Genomic DNA, 23,982 nt, shown 5'->3' with positions numbered 1-23,982 from the left:
AGAGTAAGCGAATGAACCTTCCCATGGAACTTGCGTTGGGATGATTTATTCTAAAAAGGAGTGTTGGTCATCGATGAAAAAAAAATACAACCTCAACTTTTTTAAACCGATCGAAAGCTATTCGGGAAATTGGTCAATCCTTGAGGAAAAAAATAGAGAATGGGAAAACGTGTACCGACAGCGTTGGTCTCACGACAAAGTGGTTCGGACGACTCACGGAGTGAACTGCACCGGTTCCTGTAGTTGGAAGGTTTTTGTGAAAAACGGCATCATTACCTGGGAAAATCAACAGATCGATTATCCTTCCTGCGGTGTAGATATGCCAGAATTTGAACCGCGGGGATGCCCGCGTGGCGCTACATTTTCCTGGTATGAATACAGTCCATTACGCGTGAAATACCCTTATATGCGCGGTAAGCTGTTGCGGCTTTGGCAGGCTGCCATCCAGGAACATGCCAATCCGGTGGAAGCATGGGCAAGCATTGTGGAAGATCCGGAGAAAGCTAAGCTGTACAAAGCAGCTCGCGGAAAAGGCGGTCATGTCCGTGTCGCTTGGGACGATGTCCTGCGTCTGATCTCGGCGCAACTTATCTATACCATTCGTAAGTATGGTCCCGACCGGATCGCGGGCTTTACGCCAATCCCGGCGATGTCAATGATAAGCTACGCTTCAGGAGCCCGATTCATTTCGCTTCTTGGTGGACAGATGTTGAGTTTCTATGACTGGTATGCCGACCTTCCACCTTCATCTCCTCAAATTTGGGGTGAGCAGACGGATGTACCGGAATCTTCTGATTGGTACAATGCAGGTTACCTGATCATGTGGGGATCGAACGTACCGCTTACCCGGACACCAGATGCTCATTTTATGACGGAAGTACGTTATAAGGGAACAAAAGTTGTATCAGTGGCTCCCGACTTGGCGGAGAATGTGAAGTTCGCTGACAACTGGCTTGCACCACATCCGGGTACAGATGCTGCTATAGCCCAGGCTATGACACATGTTATTTTGGATGAGTTTTACAAAGAGCGCCAAGAACCGATGTTCATTAACTATGCCAAACAATATACAGATATGCCGTTTATGATTCTGCTTGATCCGCACGAGGGAGCCTGGAAAGGTGGACGTTTCCTACGGGCGAGTGACCTTGGAGATGTTTCGCAGCATGCGGACTGGAAGCCAGTCATATATGACGAAGCAGCGGGGGAAATGCTGGTTCCGAACGGTACGATGGGACAGCGCTGGGAGCAGGATAAGAAATGGAACCTGATTCTGGAGCGGGAAGACGGAACAAAAGTTGAGCCCGCACTCACTGTGGAAGGTCATGGCGAGCAATGGGAAGAAATCGTATTCCCTTATTTTGATAACGCGGGTAATGGAACATTCAAACGTGTAATTCCGGCTAAAAAAGTACGCTTGGCAGATGGCTCGGAACGTTACGTAGCAACCGTATACGATTTGATGATGAGCCAGTACGGTGTCGCACGCAATGACAGCTCTCATAACGCCAAGAATTATTACGACGAAGCTTCGCATTATACCCCTGCCTGGCAGGAGAAGATCACAGGTGTGAAGGCGTCTGTTGTGGTACAGATTGCTCGGGAATTTGCTCAAAATGCTATCGATACCAAAGGGCGTTCCATGATTATTATGGGTGCAGGTATCAATCACTGGTTCAATAGTGACACGATCTATCGGTCCATCTTGAACCTTGTCGTGTTGACGGCTTCCCAAGGTGTAAACGGTGGAGGCTGGGCGCATTATGTTGGTCAAGAAAAGCTCCGTCCAATCGAAGGCTGGTCAACGATTGCCTTTGCAAAAGACTGGCAAGGGGCGGCTCGACAGCAAAATGCTACATCGTTTTTCTACTTTGCAACAGAGCAGTGGCGTTACGAAGAAAGTGGAACAGACACCTTGAAGTCACCGACTGGCGGGGATGTCAGTTACAGACATCCAGCAGACTACAACGTGCTCGCAGCGCGTCTGGGTTGGCTGCCTTCTTATCCACAGTTTAATAAAAATAGTCTGTTGTTCGCCGAAGAGGCAGCGCAATTAGGCAAAAAGTCCAACGAGGACATCATTAAACATTCTGTGGAAGAGATTAAATCACGTAAGACACGCTTCGCTGTAGAAGATCCTGGGGCAGCCGAGAACTTCCCGCGTTCACTCTTTGTTTGGCGATCTAATCTGATTTCCAGTTCGGCAAAGGGACAAGAGTATTTCATGAAGCATTTACTCGGAGCATCCGATGCCCTGCTTGCCCGGCCGAACGAGGAGCAGAAACCGGAGGAAATCGTCTGGAGAGAAGATGTGGAAGGAAAGCTTGATCTGATGGTTGCACTTGATTTCCGGATGACGACAACCCCATTGTACGCGGACATTGTGCTTCCGGCGGCAACCTGGTACGAGAAAACGGATTTGTCGTCAACAGACATGCATCCTTTCGTACACCCGTTTAATCCGGCCGTTAATCCACTGTGGGAATCCCGTGCGGACTGGGATATTTACCGCCAGCTTTCCGAAGTCTTTTCTGATATGGCGAAAGAGTACCTGCCAGGTATATATAAAGACCTTGTGACCGCGCCGCTCGCACACGACAGTGTGGGTGAAATTTCACAGCCGATGGGTCTTGTAAAGGATTGGACGAAGGGTGAGATTGAAGCAACACCGGGTAAAACCATGCCGAATTTCAGCATCATCGAACGTGACTATACTAAAATTCACGATAAATTTATCTCACTCGGTCCGAATTTGACTACTGGGAAAGCAGGTGCGCATGGCGTCAGCTTCTCCGTAGCAGAAGAATATGAGGAAATGAAAAAGTTGAACGGAGTTTATTATGATGAGTCCATTAAAGATGGACTGCCAAAAATCCAGACAGCTCGCCAAGTGGCCAATGCAATTCTTCATCTTTCATCCGCGACTAATGGACGGGTGTCGCAAAAGGCTTATGAGCAGGCAGAAGAGCTTCACGGTGTTGAACTTAAAGACATCTCGGCCGATCGGGCAGCGGAAAGGATCACTTTCCAAAGTATCACGGCCCAGCCTCGAGAAGTTATACCGACACCAGTATTCACTGGATCGAATAAGAAGGGACGCCGCTATTCACCATTTACAACGAATATTGAACGTCTCGTTCCGTTTCGTACTCTGACGGGAAGACAGCATTTCTATATTGATCATGAGATTTTCCAACAATTTGGAGAATCATTGCCGATCTACAAACCGACGTTGCCACCGATGGTGTTCGGTCCTCGGGATCGGGAAATAAAAGGCGGACAAGATTCACTCGTGCTTCGCTATCTGACACCGCACGGTAAATGGAATATTCACTCCACCTACCAGGATAACCAGCACATGCTTACGCTGTTTCGTGGAGGTCCTACCGTGTGGATCAACAATGAAGACGCAGAGGCGCACGATCTTGCTGACAATGACTGGGTAGAGGTATACAACCGTAATGGCGTCGTAACCGCCCGGGCCGTTGTCAGCCATCGGATGCCAAGAGGGACTATGTTCATGTACCATGCTCAGGATAAGCACATTCAAGTGCCAGGCTCTGAAATCACGGATACACGCGGCGGTAGTCATAACGCACCAACAAGAATTCATCTCAAACCAACCCAAATGGTCGGTGGATATGCTCAGCTTAGTTATGGATTCAACTATTATGGTCCAATCGGCAACCAGCGTGATGTGTACGTTGCGGTACGTAAAATGAAGGAGGTTAACTGGCTTGAAGATTAAAGCTCAAATTGCCATGGTCATGAACCTGGATAAATGTATTGGCTGCCATACGTGCAGCGTGACATGTAAAACAACCTGGACGAACCGCAAAGGTGCGGAATATATGTGGTTTAACAATGTGGAAACCAAACCCGGTATCGGTTATCCGAAGCGCTGGGAAGACCAGGAATTATATAAAGGCGGCTGGCAGCTCCGCAAAGGGAAATTGGAACTGAAGTCAGGCAACAAGCTGTCCAAGATAGCACTGGGTAAGATTTTTTACAATCCAGACATGCCGGAAATGAAAGATTATTATGAGCCTTGGACTTACAATTACGAGCAACTGACCAACGCCGGTGAACAGAAGCATTCACCTGTGGCACGCGCGCACTCTGCGGTAACAGGTGAAAAAATGGATTTGGAGTGGGGTCCAAACTGGGAAGATGACCTGGCGGGTGCGCATGTAACCGGTCCGCTTGATCCAAATATTCAGAAAATCGAAGAAGAGATTAAATTTAACTTTGAGAAGTCGTTCATGGTTTATCTCCCACGGCTTTGCGAACATTGTTTAAATCCGAGCTGTGTCGCGTCCTGTCCTTCAGGTGCCATGTACAAGCGGGACGAGGACGGAATCGTGCTCGTGGATCAGGAAGCATGTCGCGGCTGGCGGTATTGCATGACGGGCTGTCCATACAAAAAAGTGTACTTTAACTGGCAGACGAACAAAGCAGAAAAATGTACCTTCTGTTTCCCACGTGTGGAAGCAGGCCTGCCGACAGTCTGCTCTGAGACATGTACAGGACGAATTCGCTACCTCGGTGTTATGCTGTATGATGCGGATCGGGTGCTTGAGGCCGCATCTACGCAGGACGAGAAAGAGCTTTATAAAGCGCAGTGTGACCTGTTCATGGATCCTAGTGATCCGGCAGTGATCGCTCAAGCGAGAAAAGACGGCATCTCGGAGGACTGGATTGAAGCAGCGCAGAACTCGCCGGTCTACAAGCTTGCCATTGAGCACAAGCTGGCATTCCCGCTTCATCCGGAATATCGCACATTACCTATGGTCTGGTATGTGCCACCACTTAGTCCGATCATGAATTACTTTGAAGGGAAAGACTCGATTGAGAATCCCGATATGATTTTTCCGGCTATCGAAGAAATGCGTACCCCTATTCAGTACCTTGCCAATATGCTGACGGCGGGCGACACCCAAACCGTGAAGGAATCCTTGCAAAGAATGGCTATGATGCGCTCCTATATGCGTGCTCAATCCACAGGACAATCTTTTGATGAAAGCCGTCTTGAGCGCATTGGCATGACGCCTCGGCAGACTGAGCAGATGTATCGGCTTCTGGCGATTGCCAAGTATGAGGATCGTTTCGTCATTCCAACGTCGCATAAAGAAGGATATTCGAATCCGTACCGGGCTCAAGGATCTGCGGGTTACGGCGATACCATGGGAAATATGGGTTCAGGCTCTGGATGTGACGGCTGTAGTATGGCAAGTTCAATGGGGATGGAAGAGCCTTTGAAAACTGGCAAAGAAATGTATGAAGAAAACTTCTACGGGGGTATTTGGCGTGATTAATGTAGCGAAGCTGTATGAATGCAAGCCATCATTCGGGTTTTTCGCCCAACAACTCATGTACCCGGAAAAGCTGGATTTTCATCCGGCTTTTCTGGAAGCATCGTTTGATCCAAACCATCCGGCATATACGTATGCGAACACCTACTGGTCCCTTATGCAAGAGTTCAGTATGGAAGAGATTCAGGAAATGTATACAGAAACCTTTGATTTTCAAAAAAATTGTGCACTATATATGACTTACTTCAAATTCGAAGATGCAAAAGAACGGGGACAAATGTTGGTCAAGTTAAAGGTGCTATACGAGATGTATGGTCTTGAAATGCCGGATGGTGAGCTGCCAGATTACCTTCCGCTCATGTGTGAATTTCTGTATGCCGCCGAATGGTCGCAAGATCCGAAGACGACAGAAAACTTCCGCATGCCAATCGCGATCCTGGAAGACGGCACATATCATTTACTTAAAGCGCTGGAGAAAATGGAAAGCCCGTATTTTCATCTGGTGAAGGGACTGCGCGAAACGCTTAAAGCTTGCGTAGAACAGGAGGCAGCTGCGCAATGATGATGCTAGAGCAGTTTTTATGGGTTATTTTCCCTTATATGTGTGTGGTCGTCTTTATTGTAGGGCATATTTTCCGCTACAGAAACGATCAGTTCAATTGGACAGCGAAATCAAGTGAGTTTATTGAAAAGAAACAATTGATGATCGGAAGTCTCTTATTCCACTTGGGTATTATCCCGGTTATTATGGGTCATGTATCCGGTCTGGGCATACCAAAAACCTGGATGCATGCACTGGGTGTAAACGATCATCTATATCATATTGGAGCAGTTTATATTGGTGGAATATTTGGAGCGATGACGTTCCTCGGTATGTTGATTCTTACCTCTCGTCGTTTTACAATACGCAATGTGCGCCATTTAAGTTCGGCGTCTGATATGATTGTAAACGTATTGCTTTTGGCCATTGTATGCATGGGGATGTTCGCGACTCTCGTGACGAATGCGGTACAGCCGGAATTCGATTATCGGGAGACGATCTCGGTCTGGTTCCGCGGTTTATTCATATTCCGTGTTGATCCGACACTGATGAGAGATGTACCGATGTCTTTCAGGCTTCATATACTTATGGGCTTTGCTATTTTTGCATTCTGGCCGTTTACCCGGCTTGTACATGTGTGGAGTGTTCCGTTGAATTATGTGCGCAGAAGTTATATCCTTTACAGAAGACATAAATCGAATTAGGAAAGCGGGCTCTGCCTTCTTTCCTAATTCTATTAGGAGAGAGCGATGAATAATAGGATGGATTATCAAAGGGAGCTTGAGCGAATACGCGAACATTTCGGTTATGATTTCATGGCGCTTGCTCTGGTTGAACCGGCCGAATATCAATACGTAATTAAATGGAAAAATGCAGCCGGTAATTTAAATGATCGCTTTAAACGGATTGTGCTGCAATCCGGTAAGGGCATAGCAGGAATCGTGTTTAAAACCGGGAAATCCGTTTTCATTCCATCTGTTTATCAATATGTGGGGGCAGACAACCTGTTTAACTATCCGATCGTTCAATCCGAGAAACTTAAGAGTCTCGGGGCTGTTCCCCTATGGAATGATGCTCGCGTCGCGGGCGTACTGCTTGGTGGATTTCGGGAAGAAGAGCTGATGACCGAAGCCATGCTGCGTGATTTGGAAGCTTTGGCGCATAGGGGAATTGGTGAGTTGAACGGGAAGGAAGTGATGTAATTGACATTATCTGTAGGGACTGGCTCTTTGAATGCGCTAATGGTGAAGTTGTTTGAGAACAGTACGGAAGCCATTTTCTTTTTTGATGGGCAAGGGAACACCCTAGCTATGAACCCGGCAGCTGAGGAGATTGTGAGTGATGACGTCCTCATTCAACTCTATGAAGGGAAGGAAAAAGCTTTGTGTGGAACATGCAGGGGCTATACAAGCGAAACGGAGCCCCGTACCTGTCTTGATTGTTATTTCAATATGCCAGAATCCAAGGATTTCGCTTCTTTTCAGGTATATCTGGAAACAAAGAGCAACGGAATGCTCCCCTATGCCGCTTCTTTTCACACCATTGATTCTGAACATGGAACACGGGTGTTGATGTTGAGAGACTTGACTCCGCAATTTCAGACGCAGGAGAAATTGTATCAAAACAAAATGATGAAGCATGTCATTGAAGCGCAGGAAAATGAGCGTAAACGGCTTTCCAGGGAACTGCACGACAGCGTCGCCCAGGAATTGATGAGCGCAGTTGTTGAACTACGGGTGTTAAAATACATGACGAATGATGAACAGCTTATCAAAAACATGAAGCAGACCGAAGCATCCATGACGCGGTTGCTGGATGATATTCGTAACCTGTCTGTGGAACTACGTCCCGCTACACTTGATGATTTTGGGCTTGAAGCCGCCTTTCGTTCTCATTTCAAGAGGGTTGAGCAAAGCTTTGGTCTTGTAGTTGAATTTGTGTCGGATCTTCCCCAAAAGCGATACGGAAGTGAAAAGGAAACGGTCATTTACCGCGTCTGCCAAGAGGCTGTTCTCAATGCCTTGAAGTATGCCCAGGTAGACTTGGTTAAAGTTTCTTTGTCTGAGCATGATCATACGCTTCGTTTGACTGTAGAGGACGATGGGGTTGGCTTTGAAAAGGGGAGCAACCCTATTGGAACGGGACTTGGTTTATATGGCATGCAGGAGCGAGCAGAGCTGGTAGGCGGAAGTTTTGGCGTCCTTTCGAATGTGGGTCAGGGAACCAAAGTATTTCTGAAAATTCCGATTGGACATGAGGAGGAATAAAGACGTGATCAAAATTGTGTTAGCGGATGACCATGCAATTGTACGAAGCGGATTTTCCATGATTTTGAACTTCCAATCGGATATGGAGGTTGTCGGAACGGCTGCAGACGGCATTGAAGCGTATACAATGGTAGCTAAATACCGTCCAGATATTCTGATCATGGACCTTAGCATGCCCCCAGGCGAGAGTGGATTGATTGCCACAGGCAAGATTAAAGAGGACCATCCTGATACTAAAATTCTGATTCTGACCATGCATGACGATGAAGAATATCTTTTTCATATTTTAAAGAATGGTGCTTCAGGATACGTTTTGAAAAATGCTCCAGATGAGGAGCTATTGCTTGCCATACGAACCATTTATGGGGGGGGGACTTATATCCATCCTAAAATGGCCACTTCTCTCGTTCGTGAGTTCATCAAGAAAGATACGAAGTCACAATCAGAAGATCCGTATGAGATCCTGTCCAAGCGGGAACTGGAGATTCTGCCTCTGGTCGCAAAAGGTTACGGTAACAAGGAAGTTGCGGAAAAGCTGTTCATCTCTGTCAAGACGGTGGAAGCGAATAAAGCGAAAATCATGGAAAAACTGAATTTAAGAAGCCGGCCTGAACTGGTCCAATATGCATTAAAGAAAAAAATGCTGGATTTTTAGCCGATGAATGGAGGAAATCCGCGTGCTGGAAAATGAGAAACTGCGCTTTTCCAAACCTGCCATGCGCATTCTTGAAAATGAGCATCGATATCTAACCTATCTGATGGATGAATGGCATGCCATTGTATTGTGGTTTGAGCAGAACAGAGTACTAGATTTGGAAGAAGGCCGCAAGCAACTGGAAAAGCTGAGAATGCAGATTATTGATTTTAGGGTACCCCTCAAGAAACATACTGAAAAGGAAGAAGAACACTTCTTTTCTCTACTAGGAACCTACATTGGTTTTGAACAGGGGCCGCTCGTCGGTATACAGGAGGAGCATCGTGAAATAGAAGGCTATATCGGTCATTTTCTTCATCAGACGGAGGGCGATTTGAGTTTGCTCACCCTTGATGACATTCAGGAGGCAGCCAAGAACGCGGGAGAGGCCTTTGAAGTGCTGACTGTACATTTTATAAAAGAAGAAACCGTACTTTTTCCTATGGCAGAGCAACAGATCAATCGGAATGATCTGACCAAGTTATGTGACAAATTAAATACGCTTATCTCTTGAATTGACCAAGCCGCTTCCTATAGAAGCGGCTTTTTTATATTTTCAGGGAGTCCCCTGTCGGGTAAAGGGGAGTCCCCTATATTCGAACAGATCGGCTAGCGGCTACAATGGGGACAGAAAATTCAATTTAATAATTCGACAGAAAAAACGTTGAAAAGGTGAGTTAAATGATTAGAAAAATGCAGTTGCCGTTACAAACATTGAACTTGATTCTTGGATTCATGGTATGGGTTATCATTTCTTCTCTTATGCCGTTCATTACGGAGGATATTGCTATTCCACCCGGAAAATTGGCCATGGTCACGGCGATTCCGGTTGTGCTTGGTTCGATTCTGCGCATCCCGCTTGGTTATTATGCCAACATCTTCGGAGCAAGAATCGTTTTTCTCGTTAGCTTTATTTTGCTTTTGTTTCCCGTCTACTATATCAGTGAAGCTTCTACGATGACGGATTTAATTATTGGTGGCTTGTTCCTTGGGATTGGAGGAGCTGTGTTCTCGGTTGGGGTGACTTCGCTGCCGAAGTATTATCCAAAGGAAAAGCATGGGTTTGTAAATGGAATGTATGGCATAGGAAATTTGGGAACAGCCGTCACTACCTTCTCGGCCCCTATTGTGGCTACCCAAATCGGCTGGGCCCCTACAGTGAAGCTGTATCTCATTCTGCTGCTTGTTTTTATCGTTTTGAATTTCTTCTTTGGGGACCGTCATGAAGCTAAAGTGAAGACGCCCATTATGGAACAGATCAAAGGGGTTTATAAAAATGAGAAGCTTTGGTTTTTCTCGCTCTTTTATTTTATTACATTCGGCTCATTTGTAGCGTTCACGGTGTACTTGCCGAATTTCCTGGTATCGAATTTTGAACTGACCAAAGTGGATGCAGGGATGCGTACAGCAGGCTTTATTGCGATTGCCACTTTCTTCCGCCCCATCGGTGGCTGGCTGGCAGATCGGTTTCAGCCACTGTTCCTGCTGGTAGGCACGTTCTCTGTTTATACGGTCGCTGCGATTCTTTTGGCTTTTTCACCAGGGATCACCCTTTATACAGTAGGCTGCTTGGCAATCGCTGTATGTGCTGGAGTGGGGAACGGCGTCATTTTCAAGCTAGTTCCATTTTATTTTAATAAACAAGCAGGTATAGTTAACGGAATTGTATCCATGATGGGCGGACTTGGTGGCTTTTTCCCTCCGATCTTGTTGTCGACGATTCATGCCGCTACTGGCCATTACTCCATTGGATTCATGCTGCTCTCCCAAGTGGCGCTGGCTAGCCTGATCCTTGTCATATGGCTGTATTATCAAGGGACACAATCTAATGAATGAGCGTTATTCTAGACAGATCTTATTTAGACCCATTGGTGGCGAAGGGCAGCGTAATCTATCCGCTGCTGTCGTCACCATTATCGGTTGCGGGGCACTGGGTTCCGCCATCGCCGAAACACTGGTAAGAGCGGGCGTTGGGGAGCTTCATCTTGTTGACAGGGATTACGTAGAGATGTCGAATCTGCAACGTCAGCAGCTGTTCACGGAGCAGGACGCCGCGGAAATGCAGCCCAAGGTTATGGCAGCCGAAAAAAGGCTGAAAGCCATACGAGAAGACGTGCGCTTGCACACATATCTCGATAATTTAGATGCTGAACTTGTTCTAGAACTTGCCAGCAAGAGTATATTACTGATGGATGCTACGGACAATTTCGAAACTCGTCTGCTGATCAACGATGCTGCACTGAAGGCAGGAATTCCATGGATTTACGGAGCCTGTGTTGGAAGCACAGGCGTTGTTTTTCCATTCGTGCCGGGCGAGTCAGCTTGTTTACGCTGCCTTCTGCCATCGCTGCCTGCGATTAATCAGACCTGCGACACAGCTGGAATCATCTCACCCGCAGTCCAGGTGACAGCCGCCCTCCAATGTGCAGAAGCCATGAAGTGGCTGAGCGGCGGACGTGATAAGATGCGCCGCAAGGTTCATCTATTTGACCTATGGGAGAATACGCAGATGGACATAGGGATTTCCCGCATCCGTAACCAAGATTGTCCAACCTGTGGAGAACATCCTACGTTTCCTGCACTGACAGCATCACGTCGCTCGGCGTATGCGGCTCTATGCGGACGGAACGTGGTACAGGTTCTTCCAGACCCACAACGTCCGATCACGCTCGATGATGCAGAAAAAATGGGCAGGCTTATAGCAGATCGTGTAAAAAGAACCCCTTATTTCGTTGAATTTTATGCTTTTAAGCATCGAATGATTTTATTCAAAAACGGAAGGCTTCTCATACACGGTGTACGGAGTGTTGCCAACGGTCAAAAACTATATCATCAGCTGTTCGGTTAAATGAGATATAGATACAAAAAGCAGAAATATTTAGAAGAGTCTGTCATCGGAGAGCGGCTTGTCCGGGGGCTGGAAGGTGGAAAAGATGAGTGTATTTGAAATCGTGACGGAGCCCATTATCCCGCAGGCTTATGCGGATTATGTCCTAAGGCCGGAAGCAGGAGCGGTGACTATTTTTACAGGGCACGTACGAGAATGGACTCAAGGTGTACGGACCTTATACCTTGCTTATGAGGCCTATGTCCCTATGGCCCAAAAAAAACTCACAGAGATTGGTCGCGAAATCGAACAGAAATGGGAAGGGACACGAGTGGCAATCGCGCACCGCATTGGCGAGCTTCAAATCGGTGATATTGCCGTTGTCATTGCCGTTTCTTCACCTCACCGTTCGGATGCGTATGAGGCGAATGAATACGCGATCGAACGAATCAAAGAAATAGTTCCCATTTGGAAACGGGAGATTTGGGAAGATGGAACGCAGTGGGTCGGAGATCAAAAGAAAAAGCCGGGGGAGATCAGTCATGATTAAGCTGTACTACTTTGCGGGACTCCGTGAGGTGACGGGAAAAACAGAAGAGCTGGCAGATTTGGCGGGCCAAACGGTAGGCGATTTATCCAATTGGATAACAGATCAATATCCAGGTATGCCGATCGAGTCTGTGCGAATTGCGATAAACGAGGAGTACGCGTTGTCTACGGATGTATTACAGGATGGAGATATTGCAGCCTTCATTCCCCCAGTCAGCGGCGGCTAATGATAACGACGCTATACAACTAGAAAGGAGGAGGCGTATGAATTTTTATCCACTGAAAGACACGTTGCAGCGGCCAATTCGTGACCTGCGTATATCGGTTACGGACCGCTGCAATTTCCGCTGTTCCTATTGCATGCCCAAAGAAATATTCGGTGACGATTACGCCTTTCTTCCCCAAAATGAATGTCTGTCGTTTGAAGAGATACACCGGCTAACGAAGCTCTTTGTATCCCTGGGTGTAAAAAAGATCCGACTCACAGGCGGCGAGCCATTAATGCGCAGGAATCTACCCGACCTGGTCTCCCAAATCCTGTCCATTGACGGAGTGGAAGATATCGGCTTGACCACCAACGGTGTGTTGCTAGGACAGCAGGCTAAGCCTCTCTATGACGCGGGGCTACGACGGCTTAATGTCAGTCTGGACGCTCTGGACCCTGAGCTATTTGGGCGATTGAATGGGCGAGGGATTAAGCCTGATTTTATTTTGAAGCAGATCGAATATGCAAGAGAAATCGGCTTTGAAATCAAGGTCAATATGGTCGTTCAAAAAGGCGTTAATGACTCGGAAATTTTGCCGATGGCCGCCTATTTTAAGGAGCAGGGAATAACCCTTCGCTTTATCGAGTTTATGGATGTAGGTAATGACAACGGATGGAGCTTCAAAAAGGTACTAACCAAAAAACAAATTGTTGAACGACTTAAGAATGCGTACGAGCTGGAGCCGATGGATCGGGATTACTTTGGAGAAGTGGCAAAGCGTTACCGTTATAAAGACAGCGACGCACAAATTGGTTTTATCACTTCGGTTTCTGAATCATTTTGTTCGTCTTGCACACGCGCCCGCTTGTCGTGCGATGGCAAGTTTTATACATGTTTGTTTGCTTCAGGCGGATTCGATTTACGCCAGATGCTTCGTAATGGAGCGAATGACCAGGAACTACTCGATGTGATTACTTCAGTATGGGAACAACGTACAGACCGGTATTCCGATGAACGTACGGAGCAGACAGCTAACAACAAAAAAAAGATTAACATGTCCTACATTGGCGGATGACATTTTATACCATGAGAGTGTGCTGTATTTAATGTGGTTGCTCCGTAAAAGAAAGCGCAAACATTTTTTGTTGGCAAAACTTAAATTCGATGTTATTATGATCTTGGGATTGTTACTGAAAAGGCAAAACCCGAGGCATGGAATTCGATTTCCATGTGTTGGGTTTTGCCTTTTCTTTTTAGAATACAAGCTTTACGTTATCCTGCAAGATGTGAATATCTGGCCCAGCCATAACGCAGAAGGGTGAGTGATATAAAGCCTTACAAGTGCTGAACAACAAAGATGATGACGTCGACCAACGAATCGACATCCGAAAAATGATGTCATAGGACGTGGTTAACCGATTATATTCATTTTCAAAACGGAATATCAGATCGGTTTGGAAGCACTCAAGATCATTCAGGGAAAACGTAAGGCTTTGTCTCTTATTATGAATGCGTTTTCAAAACACGAAATTGTAAATCAATACATTTGAATTTGATTTACAACGAAGGTTTGATCGGCTATTACCGTCTTGTGACCTATCTGAAATTTCGCCCAGCATCTAAATCCTTTTTAAATTTGATGGGATAAGGAGGGCAGTTAGATGATCATAACCAAGATATTTAATAACAACGCCATAATAGCCAAAGATCAAAAGAGAGATGAATTTGTTGTTATGGGTCGTGGTATTGCATTTAAAAAGAGTGCAGGCGAACAAGTAGAAGAGCATCTAATTGAAAAGGTCTTTGTGCTTAAACATAAAGATGCTTCAGAGAAATTTAAGTTATTGTTAGAGGATGTTCCATCAGAATATGTTTCATTATGCTATGACATCATTGAATATGGAAAAAGCATACTCGAAGCACAATTGAGCGATTATATATATGTTTCGCTTACGGATCATATGAACAATGCATTTAAAATGTTTGATGAAGGGTTTAAAAATGTAAATCCGTTAATTTGGGAGATCAAAAAATTTTATCCCAAAGAATTTGTGGTTGGTCTAAAAGCACTGGAGTTTATTGAAGACGAAACAGGCAAACGATTGTCAGAAGATGAAGCAGGTAATATTGCTCTTCATTTAATAAATGCTCAAGTAAACAGCTCCTGTAACAAGGTAGCAGATGTTGCTCAGCAAACTCAAAAAATACACGACATCTTGAATATTATTAAATACTCTTATAATACCACCATAGATGAACACTCGATCAGTTATGAGCGATTTATTACACATTTAAGATTCTTCTTTCAGCGATTAAATAAAAAAGAAAAAGTAGAACTGGAAGACGATTTTTTATGGAGGCAAGTGAAAGCAAAGTACAAAAAGGCTTATGGGTGCATGCTGAAGATTGAGAAATACTTGGATATGGTATTGTCAGATGAGGAAAAGCTGTATATCACGATTCATATTCAGCGTGTGACCCAAAGACAAAATTGAATAACTCTTGGATTGTTACTGGTAATGCAGGCGAAACCAACCTAGATCGAATTTGATCTATTTTGGTTTCGCCTTTTTTTATAAATACAATTAAAGGGGAAGTTACAATGAAGTATGAGACATTAGCAAAAGACATCATTAGAAATGTCGGCGGCAAAGAAAATGTGAATAGTCTAACTCATTGTATTACACGCTTGCGTTTCAAACTAAAAGATGAAAGTAAAGCCAATACAGAGGTTTTGAAAAATATGGATGGTGTTGTCACTGTGGTAAAGAGTGGTGGACAATACCAGGTTGTTATAGGTAACCATGTACCTGAGGTGTATGCTGATGTTACTGCTGTAGGCGGTTTTCAGACAGGAGATTCAGAAGAAGCATCAGGTGAAAAAATGAGTTTGTTCAATAGATTCATTGATACCATTTCGGGTGTATTTACACCCACGCTGGGTGTCTTAAGTGCCACGGGTATGATAAAGGGCTTCACTGCCCTATTTGTAGCTTTGGGCTGGCTGACCACTACATCGGGTACCTATCAAATTCTCAATGCTTTAGGTGATTGTTTATTTTACTTCTTTCCTATTTTCCTGGGGTATACGTCAGCTAAAAAGTTCAATGCCAACATTTTTATAGGTATGGCTATAGGTGCATCGCTTGTGTACCCAACATTTAGTACGATAACAGCCTCGGGCAAACCACTATACACTCTATTTAGCGGTACTATATTTGAGTCACCGGTATATATCACTTTCTTAGGCATTCCGGTCATTCTGATGAGTTATGCGTCAACCGTTCTTCCGATTATCATATCCACCTATGTAGGCTCAAAAATAGAAAACTTCTTTAAAAAGGTAATCCCTAGCGTAGTGAGAACATTTTTGGTTCCGTTTTTCACATTGTTAGTTATTGTACCCTTAGCATTGATTGTGATTGGACCTCTCTCGACTTGGGCAGGTCAACTGCTTGGGGCAGCAACCCTCTTTGTGTATAACTTAAGTCCAATTATTGAAGGCATAATCATGGGCGCTTTCTGGCAAGTGTTTGTTATCTTTGGATTACACTGGGGACTTGTTCCTATCGCTATGAACAACTTAGCCGTGCTTAAATTCGATCCGATTCTTGCGGCTACGCTGGGAGCTTCCTTTGCTCAGACGGGCGTCGTACTGGCGATTTTGTTTAAAACCAAAAATGTAAAACTGAGATCACTTTCTATTCCAGCTGTCATCTCCGGGATTTTTGGTGTGACAGAACCAGCGATTTACGGGATTACATTACCACGTAAGAAACCATTTATTTTAAGCTGTATAGCATCTGCAGTAGGCGGCGGTATTATAGGAATGATGGGAACTAAAGGTTACATCATTGGTGGGTTGGGTATTTTTGCTATCCCGAGCTATATCAGTCCGGCGGGAATAGACAGCGGATTTTATGGGGCTGTTATCGGTATCCTGGTAAGCTTTGTATTAGGCTTCTTGCTTATGTTCTTTGGCGGATTTAAAGATGATGAAGTGAAAGAAGCTAAAAAGGAAGACAGTACAACAGGAGCAGCCAAAGGAGAAGTTTTGGTAAAACAAGAGACGGTGATGAGTCCATTAAAAGGTGAAGTGAAACCTTTATCTGAAGTCACGGACGAAGCCTTTTCGACAGGTGCACTGGGAAAAGGGATTGCCATTGAACCTTCGGAAGGTAAGGTCGTTTCACCTGTAGATGGCGTATTAACATCATTATTTTCGTCAGGTCATGCGATTGGAATTACAAGTGATCACGGTGTTGAGGTCCTCATCCATGTAGGCAAAGATACGGTCAAATTAAAAGGCCAACATTTTTATCCTAAAGTAAAACAGGGGGATGCTGTTAAAAAAGGACAGTTGCTCATGGAGTTTGATATGGAGGCTATTAAAGAGGCAGGTTATGTTCTGACCACACCTGTTATCGTTGCCAATACGGCGAGTTATCTGGATGTAATTGAAACAGAGAAAAAGTCGATTGAGTATCAAGAGGATTTATTGACCGTCGTAGTCTAATCCTAATTAAACGTTGAGGAGGAGTTAAACAATGAAAAATACAACTACATTGGAATTTCCACAAGGATTTTTATGGGGAGGTGCAACGGCTGCCAACCAATTTGAAGGTGGATATAATGAAGAAGGTAAAGGCTTAAGCACTGCTGATGTGATTACGGCTGGAACGCATACGACTTCTCGAAGAATTACACCTATACTGGAAGAAGGAGTGAACTATCCGAGTCACGAGGCTATTGATTTTTTTCACCGCTATCAAGAGGATATCCGCTTATTTGCAGAGATGGGATTCAAGGTCTTTAGAATGTCCATTGCGTGGTCAAGAATATTTCCTAACGGAGATGATGCAGAGCCGAATGAGCAAGGCCTGCAGTTCTATGATCGTGTATTCGCAGAATTGAAAAAGTACAATATTGAGCCTTTGGTTACGATCTCACATTATGAAGCACCGTTTCATTTGACCCAAAAATATAATGGTTGGTCAGATCGCAGAGTCGTAGATTTTTATGTGAGATATTGTGAAGTGCTTTTTAACAGATATAAAGATGTCGTGAAATACTGGTTAACCTTTAATGAAATCAATATTTTAACCTTGTCATTTGGCGCGTTCATGGCTGGAGCTATGATGCCGGAGGGGAATGGAGAGCTTGCCCATGCTACAGTGAAGGATGAGCAGGTTCTGTATCAGGCGTTGCATCATCAATTTATTGCCAGTGCAAAGGCTGTAAAGCTGGGTCATGAAATCAACAAGGACTTTAAAATCGGTTGTATGATTGCTTATATGTGTTCCTACCCACTTACATGTCATCCTGATGATATTCTGCTGGCTCAACAAAAGGATAACTTAAGTAATTTCCTATGCTCAGATGTCCAAGTAAGAGGAGCTTATCCGGGATTTGCCAAACGCTATTTTAGAGATCATAACATTCAGATCACAATGCAAGAAGAGGATGAGGACATCTTAAAAGAAGGCTGCGTAGATTTCTATACCTTCAGCTATTATTCCTCTACTTGTGTCAGTGCCGATCCCAACCAGGAGAAGGTGGGAGGAAATTTATCTATGGGCTTAAAGAATCCTCATTTGAAAGCAAGTGCCTGGGATTGGCAGATCGATCCACAGGGATTGAGATGGTCCCTCAATAACATTTATAACCGATATGAAATCCCGTTAATGGTTGTTGAAAATGGTCTTGGCGCCGTAGATACAGTGGAAGAAGATGGCTCCATTCACGATGATTATCGAATTGATTACCTGAAGCAACACATTGAGCAAATGAAAGAAGCGATTGCTGATGGAGTGGACCTAATAGGGTATACGCCATGGGGATGTATTGATCTGGTCAGTGCGGGAACCGGAGAAATGAAAAAGCGTTATGGGTTTATATATGTCGATAAGGATAATGAAGGCAAAGGGACACTTGCCAGATCCAGAAAGAAGAGCTTTTATTGGTATAAGAATGTGATCGAAACCAATGGAGAGCAGTTGGATTAAATCTTAGTGCCTGTTTCATAAAAGTCATACCATCAGCGCGTGCCGATTTTAATCGGTACGCGCTGTTTCACTAAATACATGGGATGAAAATGACGAAATAGAGGGTAGGGCTGATATCAAAATTTGAGAAAGTGGATACATATTACCTGCTTGGATTAAATGCTGCGATTGAAGCTGCTCGGGTGGGTACGCAGGAACAGGTTTTGGGGCTGTCGCTACAGAAATCCGCAAAATGTCTACGGGCACCAAGGAAGCAACAGGGCGATTGAACAATCCTTGCAAGCCGTCAGACAATCAGTGTATAAGATGGGTGGTTACATGTATGAATTTGAATGAGTTGAATGAACAGAGTTACACAGAACTAGAGGATTATTGGGTGCGTGCATTTCTAAATTTAGTACAAGATCAGGATAAGGAGAACTGGGTCATTCCTTATTACAACACATCCTTTTCTACTGGTCAGAAAATCATGGATATGAACCCCATTTTTTCGGCTAAATCAAAAATAAGTCATAAATCTATCAGAATCATTCAAGAAACGGTTAATGAAGAGGATGACGTTCACTATTGGTTAGATATGATTGGGAAAAACGAATTAGTTATTATTTGTTCCTTATCCCAGCAACATATGCACAAGGTAAAGGGGATCATTGAACGTTGGATTTATGAATGAGATCCATTATCCATAATCAAATCTTTTCCGATATAATAGTGAAAAGAAGCCAATAGAACAGATACTACCTCAAAGAGGTGATTTACGATGACCGTTGATATTCTCCAACGTAATAATGTAAAAGTGCTGGGCACAGGTAGCCAGACGATTGTATTTGCTCACGGCTTTGGATGCGATCAGGATATGTGGCGTTATATCGTCCCTAGCTTTATCGACAACTACCAAATCGTCTTATTTGATTACGTAGGTTCTGGAGATTCTCAAATTAAGTACTATGATTCCAAAAAATACAGCGATTTGCAAGGATATGCCCAAGATGTGCTGGATATTATGGAAACGCTAGAATTAAGAAATGTCATATTCGTCGGACATTCCGTTAGTAGTATGATTGGAATGCTTGCTTCTATCCGCAATCCCCAATATTTTGAGCGCATCGTCATGCTCGGCCCCTCTCCTCGTTATGTGAATGACCTCCCCCATTATTATGGGGGCTTCGATAAGAGTGACATCGATGAATTGCTTGATATGATGCAAATGAACTTTATTGGCTGGGCTAGTTACCTGGCACCCATTGTTATGCAGAATCCTGAACGACAGGAATTAACCGAAGAGTTGGAGAAAACATTTTGCTCAAGAGACCCTCATATTGCACGACAATTTGCGGAAGTGACTTTTTTTTCGGATTGCCGTGTCGATCTCCAGCATGCTTCGGTTCCTACACTGATTCTCCAGTGCTCGGACGATAGCATTGCTCCGATTGAAGTAGGGGATTATTTACATACTCATCTTAAAAATAGCAGGCTTCAACAGATGAGGGCAAAAGGGCATTATCCTCACTTAAGTCAACCTGGAGAAACAAGCGATCTGATTAAAGAGTATTTAGCCAGTGTGTAATATCAGAAGAAAGGCAGTCATGAAATGGATATTCAATTAGATAAAGCTCCCTGTGGATATTTCTCAATCTCGGATTCTGGCTTCATTCAATCGGTGAATCAAACTTTATTGGATATGCTACTTTATGATCGTAATGAGTTGCTCGGACGGCCTATTGAATCCACAATGTCTGTTACCAACAAGCTATTTTTTCATACTTATTTTTATCCCTATATTCAATTGTACGGGCATGTCGATGAGATGTACTTCTCGTTTCGGACAAGTGATCGACAGGATGTGCCTGTACTTCTGAACGGGGTTCGTCAGGAACGAAACGGAGAAACGGTTATTGATTGTGTCGTGCTTATGATGCGTAAGCGAATTGAACATGAGAGAGATATCCTGCAGACCAAAACCAAGCTTCAGGAATTATATCAGGCCACGAATGAAGCGAACCAGAAGCTTGAACGGTTGCACGAAGAATATGAAATCAAACAGCAGGAGCTAGTAAGGATCAATCTCCAGCTTGAAACGATGGCATCCACGGACCCGTTAACTGGCCTCAAAAATAGAAGGTATTTCCAAGATCAATTACTAGCTAGCCTCGCGTCCTTTCATGAGAGCGGAATATCTTTTTCGCTGCTGATCATTGATATTGATCGTTTCAAAAGTATTAACGATACTTATGGTCATCCGGTGGGCGACCTAGTGCTTACGAATCTGGCAGAATTACTGCAATCCATGTCGCGGGACAGGGACATTGTCGCTCGGTATGGCGGCGAGGAGTTCGTCATTATTCTTCCGGGCAACGATCAAGAAGAAGCCATTCGTACAGCAGAAAGATACCGCTCCACGACGGCCTCGATGGATTGGGGAGAATATGCCATTACTGTGAGTATTGGTGTGGCAACGGTTACGCAAGAGGATACGGAACAATCGATAGTTCATCAAGCGGATTTGGCTCTGTATGCTTCCAAGAGTGGTGGGAGAAACCGGGTCACACATTCAGCAAGTCTTGCAAAGAGATAGATCGAGGCTTCATTAACCACATGAAGAGCTGGGGAGGATAAAATGGGGGAAGCGTACAAGCTGGACTGTGATACCTGTGCTTATACTGAGAACATATTTGTGGGGTTTGGTTTATTATACATGCGTTTGGAATCCATTGCTTCGTTTGTACAGGATGCTGCTCTTAAGCGGCGCATAGAAGAATTCATAGGCAACCCTTCGACGAGATATGATGCTTACGACGCTATGTATGTGTGTCCAGACTGTCAGGCCATCCGCAATGAATTGTTTATTGAGATGGAATCGGACTCATCACAGTATAAAATTTCTTATGCTTGTCCTAGATGCACGAGTGTTATGGAACAGGAACACATTGAAAACAATGCTCCTCATCATTTAAGCTGCCCAGCATGTGAGAAGGGTAAATTGAAGGCAACGTTTTATATGGATTGGGATTAATAGATTCCCCGAATATCTCCACAGCATACTCCAATAAGCCTGGTCAAACCGGTCAAATTCAGCTAATATTAATGATAACGATTCTCATTTGTGTTATCAGAATGAATGAAAACCTTTGAGGTGGACGCTAGTGAATTCAAATTCGTTATCATTAATATATCAGCATTATTTAGAAAAAACTCCGTTTAGAAAACAAAACGAGCATACGTATATGATGTTACCGGAAGCGGGTGACGGACATATCTACCGAGTTACGACTTACAGCGGAATCGAGATTGTGTATTCACATATTCAATATCACGAGCCTTATCCGACGAACTTTGCCTCCAGAGGACAAATGATTGAACTTCAATTTGCACTTTCGGGTCAACGTCATGTAAATATAGCTGGTCTGGACTACACGCTCCCGATAGGGCGGGGTGCTCTTATTTTTTTACAGGATTTCAAGGCGCGTTTTCATCCTCCGGTTAACGAACAATACCAATCCTTTGCGCTTGGCATTCCTGTTTCGTTGTTTAATTATGCAGCTTCACAGTTGGCGGCTCATCGACAGGTAGCTATTGAATTTAATCAAATTCTGAAGGGTGGTGCATTCCATCACCTTAGTTTTGAACTGGATCACAGAAGTATAGTGATGATTGAACATTTGATCAAAGACTTGAAAAGTGTGCATAGATCTCCTTTATTAATGGAAGCAGCGGCACTAGAGATTTTTAATAGGTTTATGATTCAATTATTTGATTTAACTCCCATGCCCGAAGGCTTATCTAAAGAAGATGTCAGAAAGTTGCATATGGCTCGGCAAATTCTTGAATCCAGCATGATTGACCCTCCTTCACTGATCGCATTATCCAAAAAAGTTGGATTAAACGATTTTAAATTAAAAAAAGGATTCAAAGCATGTTTTGGAACGACTGTATTTGAATATTTGCGCCAAATTCGTCTCGATTATGCGATGAAGCTCCTTCGAAGCCAGGAAAGCAATGTGACAGAAGCTGCGATGGCTGTAGGATACAGCAATGTGAGTGCATTTTCAGAGCAATTTTTCAGGGAATACGGAGTGAGGCCATCATCCTTGAAGAAACTATTTTAAAAATTCTGTTTTGACCATTTTAAAAAAATATCAAGTAAACAAAAAGCTGGAACCCTGTATAGTAAGGATTCCAGCTTTTTTTGGTCTTAATTCACGAAAGTTTCAATACCCTCTGAATTGATGGTTGAAGTATGGGTACGAGACGCTTCTTCAATATTTTTGAATGCCCAATAATCTGTTGATACATCCTTCCACGTGGCCTGAATCGTTCCTTCCAGGGGTCCTCGGTTTAAGATCGTGTTCAAAATTGTAACAGTTTCTACTCGTGTTATATATTTATTGGGTTGGAAGCTGTTATCGTTATAGCCGGTAATCCATCCTGCATTAGCTAACGCCACAATGGAATCTCTTGCCCAATGCTTTTCGATATCGGTATAAGGAGATGTTGCGGTTTGTGTTCCTTTAAGCTGCTTCCAAGATGCGAGTATGGCTGCCATTTCTGCACGGGTAATAGGTTGCTCTGGCCGAAATGTTCCATCTGCATATCCATTCATGAGGTGCTGTGTCGTGAGTGCTATAATCGAATCCTTTGCCCAATACGTGTTAGGTATATCTTTGTATGTCGTTGAGCTTTCTTTTGTTTCCAACTTTATAATCCTAGCCATCATCGCAGCGGTTTCAGCTCGTGTAATCGACTGGTCCGGTCTGAATGTACCATCCTGATAACCCGTTATATATTTTTCATGCGCAACCTCGGATTGCTCTACTGGCATGATTTCCGGAGTCGGTAAAACCGTTGAAGAAACCGATGGTGATGAAGGTGTGGTTGTTTCACTGGAAGAAGATGTATCACTGCTATCCGTGTTATCCTTCTTATCTTTTTTATTGCTACTGCTGCTGTCGTTATTGCTAGTATCACCCGTTCCGCCAGTGTTTTCAGTACCACCAGTGCCTGCATTTCCATTTACAACCTGTATATACGCTTCAGATGTACTTGGCGCAAATCGAGCATCCCCACTATATATGGCCGTAATCGGGTGACTTCCCGCACTTAAGTTGCTTGTGGTGTAGGTCGCAGTGCCATAGCCATTTGCAATGCCATTTGGCGTCATCGTCAGCGTATCTAATATATTCGTACCGTCCATAAGGACTAACGTGCCAGTTAAATCTTTCGTAATTTGCGGGGTTGAGATGGTTTTGATGCTAAACGTTACAGACTGATCTTGTTTAGAAGGATTTGTCCAACTCGTTACCGTGGTTTCAGTAGCATACACAGCATCCGTTACACTAGGTACTGGTGAGGAGGTTGCATACACTGCACTCTCGGAAAAACTCCATGTCCAGGTTCCAAATAAAACGATAATAGCAAGACAAGATAAACAAAAAGACTTGATTTTACGCATAAATTTCCTCCATAAAATTCCGGTGTCACGATGAACTTACTAAGATCCTCCATGATGACTAACCTGCTAATATGATTTTCTTACACTACTGAATTACTATACTAAATGCCTCTGAACCAATTCTGAACCAAA

General features: G+C 44.1%; 22 protein-coding genes. 21 read left to right on the top strand and 1 reads right to left on the bottom strand.

Annotation, left to right across the window (positions count from 1 at the left end; translation table 11 throughout):
- The first annotated feature begins 73 nt into the window (after positions 1-73).
- The 21 genes from NSQ68_RS18140 to NSQ68_RS18040 all read left to right on the top strand — a co-directional run bounded on the left by NSQ68_RS18140 (position 74) and on the right by NSQ68_RS18040 (position 22,507).
- Positions 74-3,748: a nitrate reductase subunit alpha gene (locus tag NSQ68_RS18140; RefSeq protein ID WP_342426761.1), complete on the top strand. Its 3,675-nt coding sequence runs from the start codon at positions 74-76 to the stop codon at positions 3,746-3,748.
- Entirely contained in the window at positions 3,738-5,315 is a 1,578-nt protein-coding gene (gene narH, locus NSQ68_RS18135; protein WP_028542275.1) for a nitrate reductase subunit beta, read from the top strand. Before NSQ68_RS18140 ends, narH begins: the two co-directional genes overlap by 11 nt.
- Positions 5,308-5,874: a nitrate reductase molybdenum cofactor assembly chaperone gene (gene narJ / locus NSQ68_RS18130; protein ID WP_029515514.1), complete on the top strand. Its 567-nt coding sequence runs from the start codon at positions 5,308-5,310 to the stop codon at positions 5,872-5,874. Before narH ends, narJ begins: the two co-directional genes overlap by 8 nt.
- Complete coding sequence (narI, locus tag NSQ68_RS18125) at positions 5,874-6,557, top strand: respiratory nitrate reductase subunit gamma (protein ID WP_307347948.1); 684 nt, start codon at positions 5,874-5,876, stop codon at positions 6,555-6,557. Before narJ ends, narI begins: the two co-directional genes overlap by 1 nt.
- Positions 6,558-6,602: 45 nt before the next feature.
- Positions 6,603-7,055, top strand: coding sequence for a GAF domain-containing protein (locus NSQ68_RS18120; RefSeq protein WP_307347446.1), 453 nt, complete (start codon positions 6,603-6,605; stop codon positions 7,053-7,055).
- A complete protein-coding gene (locus NSQ68_RS18115) occupies positions 7,056-8,120 on the top strand; it encodes a sensor histidine kinase (RefSeq protein ID WP_342426760.1) in 1,065 nt (354 codons plus the stop codon).
- Between the two features lie 7 nt (positions 8,121-8,127).
- Positions 8,128-8,775 (top strand): response regulator transcription factor, encoded by a 648-nt coding sequence (locus NSQ68_RS18110; protein WP_342429131.1) that lies wholly within the window; start codon positions 8,128-8,130, stop codon positions 8,773-8,775.
- Positions 8,776-8,797: 22 nt separating this feature from the next.
- Positions 8,798-9,328, top strand: coding sequence for a hemerythrin domain-containing protein (locus NSQ68_RS18105; protein ID WP_342426759.1), 531 nt, complete (start codon positions 8,798-8,800; stop codon positions 9,326-9,328).
- Positions 9,329-9,495: 167 nt separating this feature from the next.
- A complete protein-coding gene (locus tag NSQ68_RS18100) occupies positions 9,496-10,650 on the top strand; it encodes a nitrate/nitrite transporter (protein ID WP_029515509.1) in 1,155 nt (384 codons plus the stop codon).
- On the top strand, positions 10,643-11,662 hold the full coding sequence (locus tag NSQ68_RS18095; RefSeq protein ID WP_029515508.1) for a ThiF family adenylyltransferase: 1,020 nt from the start codon (positions 10,643-10,645) through the stop codon (positions 11,660-11,662). Before NSQ68_RS18100 ends, NSQ68_RS18095 begins: the two co-directional genes overlap by 8 nt.
- A gap of 85 nt (positions 11,663-11,747) precedes the next feature.
- The gene (locus NSQ68_RS18090) at positions 11,748-12,191 is read left to right on the top strand and encodes a molybdenum cofactor biosynthesis protein MoaE (protein ID WP_165149745.1); all 444 of its coding nucleotides are present in this window, start codon (positions 11,748-11,750) and stop codon (positions 12,189-12,191) included.
- Positions 12,184-12,417: a MoaD/ThiS family protein gene (locus NSQ68_RS18085; RefSeq protein ID WP_307347438.1), complete on the top strand. Its 234-nt coding sequence runs from the start codon at positions 12,184-12,186 to the stop codon at positions 12,415-12,417. The genes NSQ68_RS18090 and NSQ68_RS18085 overlap by 8 nt, the downstream gene beginning before the upstream one ends.
- A 37-nt stretch (positions 12,418-12,454) precedes the next feature.
- Positions 12,455-13,471: a GTP 3',8-cyclase MoaA gene (gene moaA, locus NSQ68_RS18080; protein ID WP_307347436.1), complete on the top strand. Its 1,017-nt coding sequence runs from the start codon at positions 12,455-12,457 to the stop codon at positions 13,469-13,471.
- A 586-nt stretch (positions 13,472-14,057) separates the two neighbouring features.
- Positions 14,058-14,891 (top strand): PRD domain-containing protein, encoded by an 834-nt coding sequence (locus NSQ68_RS18075; protein WP_342426758.1) that lies wholly within the window; start codon positions 14,058-14,060, stop codon positions 14,889-14,891.
- A 107-nt stretch (positions 14,892-14,998) separates the two neighbouring features.
- Positions 14,999-16,912 carry a beta-glucoside-specific PTS transporter subunit IIABC gene (locus NSQ68_RS18070; protein WP_342426757.1) on the top strand — a complete coding sequence of 638 codons (1,914 nt, stop codon included), beginning with the start codon at positions 14,999-15,001 and terminating at the stop codon, positions 16,910-16,912.
- Positions 16,913-16,943: 31 nt separating this feature from the next.
- Positions 16,944-18,401: a 6-phospho-beta-glucosidase gene (locus NSQ68_RS18065; RefSeq protein WP_307347428.1), complete on the top strand. Its 1,458-nt coding sequence runs from the start codon at positions 16,944-16,946 to the stop codon at positions 18,399-18,401.
- Positions 18,402-18,723: 322 nt separating this feature from the next.
- Positions 18,724-19,074 carry a hypothetical protein gene (locus NSQ68_RS18060; RefSeq protein WP_342426756.1) on the top strand — a complete coding sequence of 117 codons (351 nt, stop codon included), beginning with the start codon at positions 18,724-18,726 and terminating at the stop codon, positions 19,072-19,074.
- An 87-nt stretch (positions 19,075-19,161) separates the two neighbouring features.
- Positions 19,162-19,968: an alpha/beta hydrolase gene (locus NSQ68_RS18055; RefSeq protein ID WP_342426755.1), complete on the top strand. Its 807-nt coding sequence runs from the start codon at positions 19,162-19,164 to the stop codon at positions 19,966-19,968.
- A gap of 24 nt (positions 19,969-19,992) precedes the next feature.
- Entirely contained in the window at positions 19,993-20,976 is a 984-nt protein-coding gene (locus tag NSQ68_RS18050) for a sensor domain-containing diguanylate cyclase (RefSeq protein ID WP_342426754.1), read from the top strand.
- A 42-nt stretch (positions 20,977-21,018) separates the two neighbouring features.
- A complete protein-coding gene (locus tag NSQ68_RS18045; RefSeq protein ID WP_342426753.1) occupies positions 21,019-21,414 on the top strand; it encodes a hypothetical protein in 396 nt (131 codons plus the stop codon).
- A gap of 130 nt (positions 21,415-21,544) precedes the next feature.
- A complete protein-coding gene (locus tag NSQ68_RS18040) occupies positions 21,545-22,507 on the top strand; it encodes an AraC family transcriptional regulator (RefSeq protein WP_342426752.1) in 963 nt (320 codons plus the stop codon).
- Between the two features lie 86 nt (positions 22,508-22,593).
- Here the strand turns inward: NSQ68_RS18040 and NSQ68_RS18035 are convergent, their stop codons facing one another.
- On the bottom strand, positions 22,594-23,850 hold the full coding sequence (locus NSQ68_RS18035; RefSeq protein ID WP_342426751.1) for an S-layer homology domain-containing protein: 1,257 nt from the start codon (positions 23,848-23,850) through the stop codon (positions 22,594-22,596).
- Positions 23,851-23,982 lie beyond the last annotated feature (132 nt).

The organism is Paenibacillus sp. FSL L8-0158 (assembly GCF_038592965.1).
Classification (GTDB): domain Bacteria; phylum Bacillota; class Bacilli; order Paenibacillales; family Paenibacillaceae; genus Paenibacillus; species Paenibacillus polymyxa_D.
The sequence above is the reverse complement of the archived record's forward strand: the minus strand, read 5'-3'. Positions and strand labels throughout refer to the sequence as shown.